The sequence below is a fragment of the Streptomyces sp. NPDC005408 genome (genome assembly GCF_040606445.1).
GTDB lineage: Bacteria > Actinomycetota > Actinomycetes > Streptomycetales > Streptomycetaceae > Streptomyces.
Window position 1 is genome coordinate 331,398 of record NZ_JBEXEX010000002.1, and the last position, 12,778, is coordinate 344,175.

Consider the following 12,778-nt stretch of genomic DNA (forward strand, 5'->3'; position numbering starts at 1 on the left):
ACCTGCGAACACCCTTCCCTTGCACGGCAGTTCACGGCTCAATACGAGGGTTTGAGTACACCACTCCTGTCCCCCTCACCCACCCCGGGGAGCCGACGGCATGTGCAACGACGGACACACACACCACGCGATGGACAGACGCGGACTGCTCGTGACGGGAACCGCGGTGGCACTTACGTTGGGCACTGTGAGCTTCGCGAACGCCGCACCCAACGCCGACGGCCCGACCGCCGGCGAACCGACCAAGGTCGTACGCGGCACGCTGCCGCCCGGCTCCCCCGACTTCGTCTATCTGCCGGTCGAGGTCCCGAAGGGGGTACGCGAGATCCACGTCGCGTACACCTACGAGCGGCCCGTCGTCCCGCCCGGCACCCAGGGCAACGCACTCGACATCGGCATCTTCGACGAGCGCGGCACCGATCTGGGCGGGAAGGGCTTCCGCGGCTGGTCGGGCGGGGCGCGTACGGAGTTCTTCATCCGGGCGGACGAGGCGACGCCCGGCTATATCCCCGGTCCGGTGCGGGCCGGGACCTGGTACATCGCGCTGGGGCCGTACACGGTCTCGCCGCAGGGTCTTGCGTACGAGGTCTCGATCACGCTCCGGCTCGGCGAGCCCGGCACGACCCCCAAGCCGGTCTATCCGCCCGAACGGGCCAAGGGCCGCGGCCGTGCCTGGTACCGCGGGGACTGCCATCTGCACTCCTGGTACTCGGACGGCAAGCGCACCCCCGCCGAGATCGCGGCGCTCGCCCGGGCCGCCGGGCTCGACTTCATCAACACCTCCGAGCACAACACGCACTCCGCGCATCCCCACTGGGCCGACCAGGCGGGCGACGACCTGCTGATCCTCACCGGCGAGGAGGTCACCACGCGCAACGGTCATGTGGTGGCGCTCGGCACCGACCCCGGGACCTTCGTCGACTGGCGCTACCGGGCCAAGGACAACCGATTCGGCCACTACGCGCGCGAGATCAGGCGGGCGGGCGGCCTGGTCGTCCCGGCCCATCCGCACGCCACCTGCATCGGCTGCAACTGGAAGTTCGGGTTCGGCGAGGCGGACGCGGTGGAGGTGTGGAACGGCGCGTACACCCCCGACGACGAGGTCTCGCTTCAGGCCTGGGACAACACGCTGGTCGCCGCCGCGCGCTCGGGCAGGCGCTGGACCCCGGCGATGGGCAACAGCGACGCGCACCGCGACCCGGACCCGGTCGGCACCCCGCAGACGGTGGTGCTCGCCGAGGCCCTGACCCGCGAGGCGATTCTGGACGGCATCCGGGCCGGGCGCAGCTATGTCGCCGAGTCCAAGGCGGTCTCGCTCGCCTTCTCGGCGGCGGGCAGCCGCGGGCAGCACGCGGGCATCGGCGAACGGCTGCGGGTCGACGACGACAGCCCGGTGACGGTACGGCTGGAGGTGACCGGGGCGCCGGGCTGCTCGGTGCGCTTCGTCACCGACCAGGGTGTGCTGCACACGGTGGCGCTGCCGCCGGAGGGGGCGGGCACGGTGGTGTGGCGGACGACGCCCGAGTACGCGACGTATGTACGGGCGGAGGTCCGGCACGCGGTGGTGGTACCGGGGCTGCCCGGGCCGCTGGCGGCGTTCACCAACCCGATCTTCCTCGGAGGCTGACCCAGCCTCGAAATTCGGCGGAACGTTCGGAACGTATCGCCGGTTCGGCTCCTCTGTGGGGTGACGCAATCGCTCACCCAGGAGGCTGTGATGGAAACGAACCGGCGGACCGCCGCCCGCGCAGTGGCGGCCGTACTGACCGCCGACGGGCTGCTGCACCTGTTCTGGGCGACCGGCAGCCACTGGCCGGCCGCCGACCCGAAGGCCCTGTCGTACGCGGTGCTCGGCGCCGATGTGCCGTTCACGCCGCCCGTGCTTCTGCCGCTCGCCGCGCTGCTGTTCACGGCGGCGGGCCTGGTGACCGCGCGCGCCCGGCGCCGGGGCCGACTGCTCCAGGCGGCCACCGTTGCCGTTGCCTGCGGTACGGCACTGCGTGGACTGGTCGGTCTGGCCTGGGCCTTCGGGGTACGGGCGGGCCTCGACGAGGGCGCGGGAGACACCTTCTACTGGCTGAACCTGGCGCTCTACACTCCGCTGTGCCTGGCTCTGGCGGCCGCGGCGCTGCGCGTGGCGAGGGAGCGGAGTTGAATGACGACGATGTGGAGCGGCTGGTGCGCGCCGCCCAGCGCGGCGACACCATCGCGATGAACGGCCTGCTCGACGTCCTCACTCCGTACGCGGGCCGCATCTGCACCCCGATCGCCCTGGCCGACGGTCCGGACGCCGTCCAGGAGACACTGGTCGCCGTCTTCCGCGGGCTGCGTTCCCTGAAAGAACCGGCGGCGCTGTACGGATGGGTGCGGGCGATCGCCTGCCGGGAGGCGGTCCGGGTGGCCCGCAGGTCCGCCCGTTCCGTACCGGCCGATCTCACCACCCTTCCCCAGCGGGGCGATCCTCAACTCGCCGCGGACATCGGGGACGTACTGACCCGGCTCTCGCCCGAACACCGGGCGATCCTCGTCCTGCGGGACATCGAGGGCTTCGACGAACAGTCCGCGGCCGAACTGCTCGGCCTCCGCGTCGGCACCGTCAAATCCCGGCTGCACCGGGCCCGGGACTCCTTCAGGAAGGCGTGGTCGTCGTGACAACCGCCAACTGGCCGCCCGCCGCGGGCCTCGACCCGGTACGGCGGCTGTACGCACTGGCCGCGGGCGTCCCCGGCGCCACGATCACCGAGCGCGAGATCGAGGCGGACTATGCCGAGATCTGGCCGCTTCTCGCCGACCTGGACGGCGAACTCGCCCGCCTGGTCCCGGACATGCGCGGCCTGCGGGTGACCCGTATCGACGGCGACCGCGTGGAGGCGGTGGCGCAGAGCCGCCTCGGCATGCGGGCCCGCTTCGACGGCGTACTGCACCCGGGCTGGGTCTGGCTCCAGAGCCGCTTCATCCTGATGGGACTGGCGGCAACCCCGTGCGGCGAGGGCCGCACCCGGGTCGCGTTCACCGGCGGCATCCGCATCCCGGGCCGCGCGGCGCTGATCCCACTGGGGGTGGGGCGCGCGGGGCGCAGGGTGCTGAGGCGGCTGGAGAGGCGGGTGGGCGCGGGGCGGGCGGCGTGAACCGGCCCTGAACGCTCCTCGGTTCGCCAGGGTCAGAAGCCGTCCCTGCGCAGCCGCATCCACCGGCCGATCGCCGCCGGCACCACGTACACCAGGGCGAGCGAGCCGAGCATCAGGAAGAGCTGCAGGATGTCGAGCAGAGACCCGGCCAAGGTCTGGAACATCGACGCGTTGCCGTCACTGACCGTGGCGTACAGCAGGTCGCTGTCGTACCGGCCTGCCGCGTACCAGCCCTGCACCTCGAAGAAGGCCAGCGCCAGCCAGAAGATCTGGGTCAGCCGGAACCATCTGGCGATGTCGTCCCGGGCGCGGGACGACATCAGCCACACCGACAGGGCCGTCAGGGCCACCAAGGCGAGCAGTCGGATCCAGCCCATGACGGTGGGAAGCGCCAGCGCCATCAGGAGCGAGCAGCTGCCCAGCGGCACCACTCACACGCCTGTTGGGGACGGCGTGCTTCCTACCCCGGCCACACCACCGCCTGCAGCTCGCTGTACGCGTGCAGCGCGTACGAGCCCACATCCCGGCCCACCCCGCTCTTCTTGAACCCCCCGAACGGTGCCTCCATGTTCCGGCCGATCGTGTTCACCCCGACCCCGCCCGCCCGCAGTTCCCCGGCCACCCTGAACGCCCGTGCCACATCCCCCGACCAGACGTAGTCGATCAGGCCGTAGTCGCTGTCGTTCGCCAGCGCGACGCCCTCGTCCTCGTCGTCGAAGGGGACCACGACCACCACCGGGCCGAAGATCTCCTCCCGCACCACCCGCATGTCGTTCGTGCAGTCCGCGAAGAGCGTCGGGGCGACATAGAAGCCCTTCTCGTACGCAGGGCGCTCGCCGCCCGCGACCAGCCGAGCGCCTTCCTTCCTGCCCAGTTCGACGTACGACTCGACCCGGTCACGGTGGGCCGCCGAGATCACCGGGCCGACCACCGTGCCCTGCGCCGCCGGGTCGCCGACCTTCATATAGGTCAGATAGCCGGTCAGCTTCTCGACCAGGAGGTCGTAGATCCCGCGCTGCGCGATCACCCGCGTCGGCGCCGTACAGATCTGGCCGCTGTAGAAGGAGAATGTCGTGCCGATGCCCATCACCGCGGAATCCACGTCCGCGTCGTCGAAGACGAGCGCCGCGCCCTTGCCGCCCAGCTCCATCAGCTGGCGCTTCATCCCGCGGCCGCAGACCTCCGCGATGCGCTGTCCGACCGCCGTGGAGCCGGTGAAGCTGACCATGTCGACGTCCGGAGAGTCGACTGCGGCTTCGCCGACGGCCGGCGCGGAGCCGGTCAGCACGTTCACGACGCCGGGCGGCACGCCCGCCTCCGCCAGGGCCTCGGCCATCCTGTAGACGGACAGGGGGTCTTGCGGGGCGGGCTTCACGACGACCGTGTTGCCCATGGCGAGCGCGGGCGCGACCTTGCCCGCCGGGTTGGCCCAGGGGTTGTTGTACGAGGTGATGCAGGTGACGACGCCGACCGGGCGGCGTACGGCGAGCGCGCCGAAAACGCCCGCCCTGCCCATCGGCCCCGCGGCGTTGATCTGCGGGGGCAGCCCCTGCTCGACCGGCTCCAGAGCGCCCTTCGCGTACCGCCTGAAACGCGCCGCGCCCACCGCGACCTGCATACCGCGCGCGGTGGCGGTGGTCGCGCCGCTCTCGGCCCGGGCGAGAGCGGCATACGGCTCGGCCTCGCGCTGGATGACATCGGCGGCCGCGTCCAGAATCCGGGCGCGCTCCTCGGGTTTCGTACGCGACCAGGCGGTGAAGGCCTCGCGGGCGGCGGCGGCCGCCGCGTACACCTGCTCCCGGCTCGCCTCGGGCGCGAGCCCGACGACCTCCTCGGTGGCCGGGTTGACGACCTCGTAGTGCCCGCCGTCCGGCTCGACCCACTGCCCGCCGATGAACAGCTTCTGCGTCACTTCGTGCTCACTGTCCTCGTGTCACGGCCGGACCTGAGCACCGTGCCCGGTACCGCGCCCGTCACCTCGTCGTCCCGTATCGTCTCGACGCCGTTGACGCGGACCGACACGATCCCGATCGCCTTGGCGTCCAGGCGCGGGCTGTCGCCCGGCAGGTCGTGCACGAGCGTCGCGGGGCCCGCCTCGATCCTCTCGGGGTCGAAGAGCACGAGGTCCGCATGCCAGCCCTCCTGGATGCGGCCGCGTTCGCGCAGGCCAAAGAGGTGCGCCGGATCGTCGGTGAGCATCTTCACGGCCTCCTCTAGGCCGACGAGTCTGCGGCCGCGCAGACAGTCGCCGAGGAAGCGGGTGGTGTACGGGGCGCCGCACATGCGGTCCAGGTGCGCGCCCGCGTCGGAGCCGCCGAGCATGACGTCCTCGTGCTGCCAGGTCTGCTGGCGCAGCTCCCAGGAGGCGGGGTCGTTGTCGGTGGGCATGGGCCAAAGGACCGTTCGCAACCGGTCGTTGGCGCAGATCTCGACGAGGCAGTGGAAGGGGTCCTGGCCGCGCTCGGCGGCAATGTCCTTCACGACGCGCCCGCTCAGCCCCTCGTTCTCCGTGGAGTACGTGTCCCCGATGACGTAACGCCCGAAGTTCGCGAGGCGGCGGAAGACCCCGGCCTCCTTGCTGGCGGCACGGCGCAGCATCTCCTCCCGTACGGCCGGATCGCGCAGCTTCTCGATCCGCTCGGGTACGGGCAGGGCGAGGATCTCGCCCCAGCCCGGGATGAGGTTGAGTGCGCAGAAGGTGCCCAGCGACATGTTCATGGGGGTGAGGATCGGCATGGTCAGGGCGACGATGCGGCCACCGGACTTCCTCGCCCTCTCGCTCGCCAGGAGCTGGCGCGGCACGCGCTCGGGCACGGACGCGTCGATGGTCAGCACATTCCAGTTGAGGGGCCGTCCGGCCGCGGCGCTCATCTCGACGAAGAGGTCGATCTCCTCGTCGGCGAACTGGTCCAGGCAGCCCGCGACGATCGCTTCGAGCTGCGTGCCCTCGTGTTCGGCGACGGCCCGCGAGAGGGCCAGGAGCTCCGCCGGCTTCGCGTGGCGGGACGCGACCGGCTTTCCGTCGCCGTCCGAGTGCGTGGACGACTGGGTGGTGGAGAGCCCCCACGCACCCGCGTCCATCGCGTCGTGGAAGAGCCTGAGCATCTCGTCCAGCTGCTCGGGGGTGGGCTGCCCGCCGACGGCGTCGGGTCCCATGACATGCCTGCGCAGGGCGCAATGGCCCACCATGAAGCCCGCGTTGACGGCGATCCGGCCTTCCAGGGCGTCCAGATACTCGCCGAAGGTGTGCCAGTTCCAGGGTGCGCCCTCCTCCAGGGCGACCAGGGACATGCCCTCGACCTTGGACATCATGCGCCGGGTGTAGTCGGCGTCCTCGGGGCGGTCGGGGTTGAGAGGCGCGAGGGTGAAACCGCAGTTGCCGCCCGCGACGGTCGTCACGCCATGGTTCATGGAGGGGGTCGCGAACGGGTCCCAGAACAGCTGCGCGTCGTAGTGCGTGTGCGGGTCGACGAACCCGGGGGCGAGGATGAGCCCGGACGCGTCCTCGCTCGTCGTGGCCGCCTCGTCGACGGTCCCGGGGGCGGCGATGACGGCGATGCGCCCGTCGCGTATCCCGACGTCGGCGACGTACGCGGGCGCGCCCGTCCCGTCCACGACGGTCGCCGAGCGAATGAGGTGGTCGAGCATGACGGGTCCCTTCAGCACGTTTTTGTTCAGTTCAGGTTTGTTCCGTTCATGGCTCCGGCCGGGGCGCGTGCGGCAGGCCGCTGCCGACGGGCACCCGGCCGGAACCCGGGGACGGCGGTCCGGGAGGCCGCCGCCGTTCTGTGGGGGCGGGGTGGGGCTGTATCGATGGGCGGCTCCGCCGCGTGTGCCCGCCGCGGGCGTGCCGTCAGCCCGCCGACTGGCGGAAACGGGTCGTCCGGTGCACCGGGTCCGTGTCGATCTTCGGGATCACGTGCTCACCGATCAGCCGGATCGACTGCAGCGTGTCCTCCCGCGAGATCCCGATCGGCAGCCCGAACGACAACTGGTCCGCGCCCGCCTGCTCCCACCTCTTGCACTGGGTCAGGACCTCGTCCGGATCGCCGCAGATCAGCAGCTCCTCCGCGATGAGCAGCTCGATGATCTCCTCGTTGAACTCGGGCAGGGTCTCCGGCCACACCGGGAAGCCCTCGGGCCGCGGGAACGTGTCGTGGTAGCGGAAGACCAGCGACTGCAGATAGTGCAGGCCGCCGCCCGCCGCGATACGCACCGCTTCCTCGTGCGTCGGCGCGCAGATCGCGGTCGAGGTCACCATCACGTTGTCGTTGACGAAGTCGCCGACCGGCTCCGCCTCGATGATCGCCGTTTTGTACTGCTCCAGCACCCACTCCATGTCGGAGACCTTCTGGACGCTGAAGCCGAGAACGCCGAGGCCCTTCTTCGCCGCCATGGCGTACGACGGCGGCGACCCGGCGGCGTACCACATGGCGGGGTGCGACTTCCCGTACGGCTTCGGCAGGATCTTGCGCGGCGGCAGCGACCAGTGTTTGCCCTGGAAGCCGACGTACTCGTCCTGGAGCCACATCTTGGGGAACTCGGCGATGGTCTCTTCCCAAAGTTCCTTGGTGTAGTTCATATCGGTGACGCCCGGTATGAACCCCAGGATCTCGTGCGAGCCGGCCCCACGCCCCGACCCGAACTCGAAGCGCCCTTCGGAGAGATGGTCGAGCATCGTGACCTTCTCGGCGACCTTCACGGGGTGGTTCACGGGCGCCAGCGGGTTGAAGATGCCCGAGCCCAGATGGATCCGGTCCGTCGCGTGGGCGAGGTAGCCGAGGAACACATCGTTGGCCGACAGGTGGGAGTACTCCTCCAGGAAGTGGTGCTCGGAGGCCCAGGCGTACTTGAACCCGGACTTGTCCGCCTGGATGACGTACTCGGTCTCCTCCATCAGCGCCTTGTGTTCGGCGAGCGGGTCGGTCTCGGCGCGCTTGCCGACGTATCCCTGTACAAAGAGCCCGAATTCCAAGGGGGTTCACCACCGTCCTATGTTTCTGACGAACCGTCAGATCTGGATGTGCTCGACTGTTCCACCGCGGGGATGAGCCGTCAATAGCTGACGCATCGTCAGCACACGCAGGGCTCAGAACAGGCTCACGCCGGCCAGCCAGCCACCGTCGATGACGAACGGCTGCCCAGTGATGTACGAGGAGTCCTCGCTGCTCAGAAAGAGCGCCAGCCTCGCCACCTCCTCCGGCTGCCCGACCCGGCCGAGCGGCACGAGCTTCTGGTACAGCTCGCTCACCGCCGCCGGGTCCACGCCGTCCGGGTTGCTCATCGGAGTGTCCACCGCACCCGGGCAGACCGCGTTGACGCGGATCCCCTTGGCGGCCAGCTCCAGCGCGGCGACCCGGGTCAGGCCGAGGATCGCGTGCTTGGTCGCGGCGTACGCACCCACGCCCGCCATGCCCGTCAGGGCTGTGTACGAGGCGGTGTTGACGATCGTCCCGCCGCCGGCCGCCTCGATCTCGGGCGCGACAGTGCGTATGCCCAGGAAGCAGCCGATCTGATTGACCTGGATGATCTGCTGGAACTCCTCCAGCGGCGTGGACACCAGCTCGTTGAAGCGCAGGATGCCCGCGTTGTTGACCAGACCGTCGATCTTCCCGAACGCGTCCTTCGCGGCGGCGACGGCGGCGACCCAGTCGGCCTCCTGGCCGACGTCGAGGTGGACGTACACGGCGGTGCCCTCTCCCAGCTCTTTGGCCAGGGCCTCACCCTGGTCGTCGAGCACATCGGCGAGCACCACCCTGGCGCCCTCCCCCGCGAAGAGCCGCGCCTCCTGCTCGCCCTGTCCGCGCGCCGAGCCGGTGATCAGGACGACGCGTCCGTCGAGCTTTCCCATGCCACTCTCCTCAGTTCAGGTGCGGGGCCACGTCGGCGCCGAACGCCGCGATCTGGTCAGTGAGTTCGGTACGGCTCCGACTGCGGAACCGCACCTGGATCTGGTGCACGCCCATCGCGGCGTAGGCGCGCAGCGATTCGGCGATGGCCTCGGGCTTGCCGCTCACGGTGCGGCGTCCTACCTCCCAGTCCGCGTCCCCCACATACAGCGGCTCGGTGATCGCGCCGATCTCGATGGGTTCGCCGATGCCCGCCTCTTCGCGCAGGGCCTTGAGCCTGGCGATCTGGTCGGGGAGCTTCGTACGCGGATCGCCCTGGGGCAGCCAGCCGTCGCCCCGTACGGCGGCCCTGCGCACCGCGGCGGGCGAGGAGCCGCCGACCCAGAGGGGGATCCGGCGCTGGGCGGGCCTGGGCCGCTGCCCGAGCCCGCTGAAAGAGAAGCGCTCCCCGGCGAATTCGGGGTACTCCTCCTCGCCGAGCGCGGCCCTGAGCGCGTCGATCGTCTCGTCGAGTACGGGTCCGCGCGCGGCGAAGTCGACGCCGAGCGCATCGAATTCCTCCTGGACATGCCCCGCGCCGACCCCGAGGATCAGCCGCCCGCCGGAGAGATGGTCGAGGGTGGCGTACTGCTTGGCACTCACGAGCGGGTGCCGCAGCCCCACGACGGCGACATGGCTGAGCAGCAGCACGCGTTCGGTGATCCCGGCGAGGAAGGAGAGCGTGGCCACGGGGTCGTACCAGACGGTGGACATGGCATCCGCGAGCCGCCGCGGGATGGCGACGTGGTCACAGCTCGCGAGATATGCGAACCCGGCCCGGTCGGCGGCCCTGGCGATTTCGGCGAGATCCTCGGCGCCGGCGGCGGCCTCCCAGGACTCGGCGTAGATGGTGCTCTGCGACTGGACCGGGAGCTGCATTCCGTACGAGAGCTGCCCCTTGGGCAGTACCTGCACGTGCACCGTGCGCCTCCTCCGCCTTGACCTGACGAACCGTCACCTGGCCGGACGGGGCCCATCGTCGTACCTGACGACCCATCAGACAAGAGGTGCGCGGGCGGCAACCGGACTCAGCTCACGTCGAACCCCAGCGCGGTGGCGACGACGGCGGCCTGCTCCAGGTCGATCTTCGCGCCCGCGAGCTCGACGGTCAGCGGGTCGAGCGCGGAGATGTCGCTGCCGCGCAGATCGGCACCGATGAGCTTCGAACCGTGCAACAGGGCCCCCGACAGATCGACCCCCACGACGGTCGCCCCATCCAGCCGGGCGGCGGTGAGATCGGCCTCCCTCATCCGTACGCCGTCGAAGACCGCCTTGCGCAGATCGGCGCCGGGCAGCCCGACGTACGACCAGTCGCCGCCGGTCACCGAGATGAGGCTGAACGTGCACTGCTGGAAGAGACTTCCGACGGCCTTGCACTGCTCGAAGCGGGTGTCGAAGAAGGAGCACCGCTTGAAGGTGCAGTTGGTGAAGGCGGCGTTGGTGTGCCGGGAGGCGTTGAAGCGGACCCCGGAGAAGGTGCACTCGTCGAAGATGCCGCCGTCGTCGACGACCTCGGTCCAGTCGGTGTCGTAGAAGGTGTGGCGGGTGAATCTCTGCCCGGACAGATCGCGTCCGTACCAGTCCTCGTCCCTGATGACGAGGTCCTGGTCGGGGACGGGGGGCTCGTGCGAGAAAGGGTCGACATTGGCGCGCTCGCGTCGGATGGACATGCTTCCGATTGAACACCCGGCCACTGACAACGGCGCGCTTCAGCCGAGCAGGGCATAGACGGTGCTGGCCCGGGCCGCGGGCTCGTCCGCGCCCTCCGCCGTCATGGTGATGTCGGCGAAGGCCATGCGCTTGCCGAGCTTGGTGATCCGGGCGTCGACGAGCACGTCGGCGCCGAGGACGGCCCGCTGGAAGCTGGTGGACTGCTGGACGGTGGTCATCGGGCCGAACGCGCCGCGCGCTGCCGACACGGCGATCACGGTCGCGGTGTCCGCCGCGGCCATGAGGGCCTGCCCGGACATGCCACCGCCCTCGCGGGCCAGCCGGTCCGACCACGGGAGTCGCAGCACGGCATGCCGCTCCCCCGTCTCGACGACGGACAGACCGAGGTCGAGGACCCATGGGGCGAAGTTGTCGGCGAGGATCTTTTCGGCGGCGGCGGGGGTGAGTGTCATGGGGTGACGGTCCCCCACCCCGCCCCTCCCCGAAACTGGGGCTTCGCCCCAGACCCCGTGGGGGAAGGGGGGTTCGTGGGGGCTGCCGCCCCCACACCCCGGCTCCGCGGAGCTTCGCGCCGCCCAGACCGAGCGCGGACTGCCGCTCCCGGCGGGAAGGGCCCTGGGGGCTTACGCCCCCACGTCCCGGCTCCGCGGAGCTTCGCCGCCGCCCGGACTCAGCGCGGCCCACCGCTCCGGACGGGAAGGCTCATGGGGCTGACGCCGCCACACCCCCGATTCGCGGCAGCTTCGCGCCGCCCGGCGCGGCCCGCCCCTCGGGAGGGAAGGGCCCGTGGGGGCTGACGCACCCGCACAGCTCGCCCAACGGCCCAGCGCGGCTCAGGTCACCGGCCCGGCCACAGCCCCTCCGCCGTCAGGCCCAGCAGTTCGATCGCGTTGCCCCGCACGATCCTGTCCACCACGTCCGGCGGCAAGTGGCCCATCTGGGACTCGCCCACCTCCTTCGACTTCGGCCAGGTCGAGTCCGAGTGCGGGTAGTCCGTCTCGTACAGGACGTTCCCGACTCCGATCGCGTCCAGGTTCTTCAGCCCGAACGCGTCGTCGAAGAAGCAGCCGTACACATGCTCCGTGAAGAGCTCGGACGGCGGCCGGTGGACCTTGTCCGCCACTCCGCCCCAGCCGCGGTTCTCCTCCCAGACCACGTCCGCGCGCTCCAGGATGTACGGGATCCAGCCGATCTGGCCCTCCGCGTACATGATCTTCAGGCCCGGGAAGCGTTCGAACTTGCCGCTCATCAGCCAGTCGACCATCGAGAAGCAGCAGTTGGCGAAGGTGATCGTCGAGCCGACGGCAGGCGGCGCGTCCGCCGAGGTGGAGGGCATCTTCGAGGACGAGCCGATGTGCATCGCGATGACCGTGCCGGTCTCGTCGCAGGCCTGGAGGAAGGGGTCCCACTCGTCCGTGTGGACGGAGGGCAGCCCCAGGTGCGGGGGGATCTCCGAGAAGGCCACGGCCCGCACCCCGCGCGCCGCGTTGCGCCGGACCTCGGCCGCGGCCAGGTGCGCGTCCCAGAGCGGGATCAGGGTCAGCGGTATCAGGCGGCCCCGGGCGTCGGGGCCGCACCACTCCTCCACCATCCAGTCGTTGTACGCCCGCACCCCGAGCAGCCCCAGCTCGCGGTCCTTCGCCTCGGTGAAGGTCTGGCCGCAGAAGCGCGGGAAGGTCGGGAAGCAGAGCGCCGACTGGACGTGGTTGACGTCCATGTCGGCCAGGCGGTCCGGGACGCTGAAGGACCCCGTCCGCATCTGTTCGTACGTGATGACCTCGAGCTTGATCTCGTCGCGGTCGTAGCCGACGGCCGTGTCGAGGCGGGTCAGCGGCCGGTGCAGATCCTCGTACACCCACCAGTCGCCTATCGGCCCGTCGTCCCCCTGCGCGCCCATCACCGGGGCGAACTTGCCCCCCATGAAGGTCATTTCCTTCAGTGGCGCCCTGACGATGCGGGGGCCGATGTCCTGGTACTTCGACGGGAGCCGGTCCCGCCAGACGTTGGGGGGCTCAACCGTGTGGTCGTCCACCGAGATGATCTTCGGGAAGGTCTCCATGCGCTCCACCGTAGCGCCGATCTGACGATCCG

The 12,778-nt window shown here is 70.5% G+C and carries 13 protein-coding genes; 4 read left to right on the forward strand and 9 right to left on the reverse strand.

The window, feature by feature from the left end; translation table 11 throughout:
- Window positions 1–100: 100 nt before the first annotated feature.
- The 4 genes from ABZS64_RS03555 to ABZS64_RS03570 all read left to right on the forward strand — a co-directional run bounded on the left by ABZS64_RS03555 (window position 101) and on the right by ABZS64_RS03570 (window position 3,128).
- Window positions 101–1,627, forward strand: a complete 1,527-nt coding sequence (locus tag ABZS64_RS03555; RefSeq protein ID WP_355822634.1) for a CehA/McbA family metallohydrolase — start codon at window positions 101–103, stop codon at window positions 1,625–1,627.
- Between the two features lie 90 nt (window positions 1,628–1,717).
- Window positions 1,718–2,155 carry a DUF3995 domain-containing protein gene (locus ABZS64_RS03560; RefSeq protein WP_355822636.1) on the forward strand — a complete coding sequence of 146 codons (438 nt, stop codon included), beginning with the start codon at window positions 1,718–1,720 and terminating at the stop codon, window positions 2,153–2,155.
- A 56-nt stretch (window positions 2,156–2,211) separates the two neighbouring features.
- Window positions 2,212–2,652: an RNA polymerase sigma factor gene (locus ABZS64_RS03565; RefSeq protein ID WP_355822793.1), complete on the forward strand. Its 441-nt coding sequence runs from the start codon at window positions 2,212–2,214 to the stop codon at window positions 2,650–2,652.
- Entirely contained in the window at window positions 2,649–3,128 is a 480-nt protein-coding gene (locus ABZS64_RS03570) for a hypothetical protein (RefSeq protein ID WP_355822638.1), read from the forward strand. The genes ABZS64_RS03565 and ABZS64_RS03570 overlap by 4 nt, the downstream gene beginning before the upstream one ends.
- Before the next feature lie 32 nt (window positions 3,129–3,160).
- Here the strand turns inward: ABZS64_RS03570 and ABZS64_RS03575 are convergent, their stop codons facing one another.
- The 9 genes from ABZS64_RS03575 to ABZS64_RS03615 form a co-directional block, all read right to left on the reverse strand.
- On the reverse strand, window positions 3,161–3,556 hold the full coding sequence (locus ABZS64_RS03575) for a hypothetical protein (protein WP_355822640.1): 396 nt from the start codon (window positions 3,554–3,556) through the stop codon (window positions 3,161–3,163).
- A gap of 32 nt (window positions 3,557–3,588) precedes the next feature.
- The gene (locus tag ABZS64_RS03580) at window positions 3,589–5,040 is read right to left on the reverse strand and encodes an aldehyde dehydrogenase family protein (protein WP_355822642.1); all 1,452 of its coding nucleotides are present in this window, start codon (window positions 5,038–5,040) and stop codon (window positions 3,589–3,591) included.
- Complete coding sequence (locus ABZS64_RS03585) at window positions 5,037–6,776, reverse strand: D-aminoacylase (protein WP_355822644.1); 1,740 nt, start codon at window positions 6,774–6,776, stop codon at window positions 5,037–5,039. The genes ABZS64_RS03580 and ABZS64_RS03585 overlap by 4 nt, the downstream gene beginning before the upstream one ends.
- Window positions 6,777–6,981: 205 nt before the next feature.
- A complete protein-coding gene (locus tag ABZS64_RS03590) occupies window positions 6,982–8,103 on the reverse strand; it encodes an LLM class flavin-dependent oxidoreductase (RefSeq protein WP_355822646.1) in 1,122 nt (373 codons plus the stop codon).
- 114 nt (window positions 8,104–8,217) lie between these two features.
- A complete protein-coding gene (locus tag ABZS64_RS03595) occupies window positions 8,218–8,979 on the reverse strand; it encodes an SDR family NAD(P)-dependent oxidoreductase (RefSeq protein ID WP_355822648.1) in 762 nt (253 codons plus the stop codon).
- A gap of 10 nt (window positions 8,980–8,989) precedes the next feature.
- Window positions 8,990–9,895: an LLM class F420-dependent oxidoreductase gene (locus ABZS64_RS03600; RefSeq protein WP_355822794.1), complete on the reverse strand. Its 906-nt coding sequence runs from the start codon at window positions 9,893–9,895 to the stop codon at window positions 8,990–8,992.
- Window positions 9,896–10,044: 149 nt separating this feature from the next.
- On the reverse strand, window positions 10,045–10,686 hold the full coding sequence (locus ABZS64_RS03605) for a pentapeptide repeat-containing protein (RefSeq protein WP_355822650.1): 642 nt from the start codon (window positions 10,684–10,686) through the stop codon (window positions 10,045–10,047).
- 39 nt (window positions 10,687–10,725) lie between these two features.
- The gene (locus tag ABZS64_RS03610) at window positions 10,726–11,139 is read right to left on the reverse strand and encodes a PaaI family thioesterase (protein WP_355822652.1); all 414 of its coding nucleotides are present in this window, start codon (window positions 11,137–11,139) and stop codon (window positions 10,726–10,728) included.
- A 386-nt stretch (window positions 11,140–11,525) separates the two neighbouring features.
- Complete coding sequence (locus ABZS64_RS03615) at window positions 11,526–12,746, reverse strand: amidohydrolase family protein (RefSeq protein ID WP_355822654.1); 1,221 nt, start codon at window positions 12,744–12,746, stop codon at window positions 11,526–11,528.
- Window positions 12,747–12,778: the final 32 nt, after the last annotated feature.

Coding starts and splice junctions, on each gene's coding strand:
- ABZS64_RS03565 (WP_355822793.1), top strand. CDS start 2,212: ATGAACGGCCTGCTCGACGTCCTCACTCCGTACGCGGGCCGCATCTGC.
- ABZS64_RS03605 (WP_355822650.1), bottom strand. CDS start 10,686: ATGTCCATCCGACGCGAGCGCGCCAATGTCGACCCTTTCTCGCACGAG.
- ABZS64_RS03585 (WP_355822644.1), bottom strand. CDS start 6,776: ATGCTCGACCACCTCATTCGCTCGGCGACCGTCGTGGACGGGACGGGC.
- ABZS64_RS03610 (WP_355822652.1), bottom strand. CDS start 11,139: ATGACACTCACCCCCGCCGCCGCCGAAAAGATCCTCGCCGACAACTTC.
- ABZS64_RS03560 (WP_355822636.1), top strand. CDS start 1,718: ATGGAAACGAACCGGCGGACCGCCGCCCGCGCAGTGGCGGCCGTACTG.
- ABZS64_RS03615 (WP_355822654.1), bottom strand. CDS start 12,746: ATGGAGACCTTCCCGAAGATCATCTCGGTGGACGACCACACGGTTGAG.
- ABZS64_RS03595 (WP_355822648.1), bottom strand. CDS start 8,979: ATGGGAAAGCTCGACGGACGCGTCGTCCTGATCACCGGCTCGGCGCGC.
- ABZS64_RS03555 (WP_355822634.1), top strand. CDS start 101: ATGTGCAACGACGGACACACACACCACGCGATGGACAGACGCGGACTG.
- ABZS64_RS03600 (WP_355822794.1), bottom strand. CDS start 9,895: ATGCAGCTCCCGGTCCAGTCGCAGAGCACCATCTACGCCGAGTCCTGG.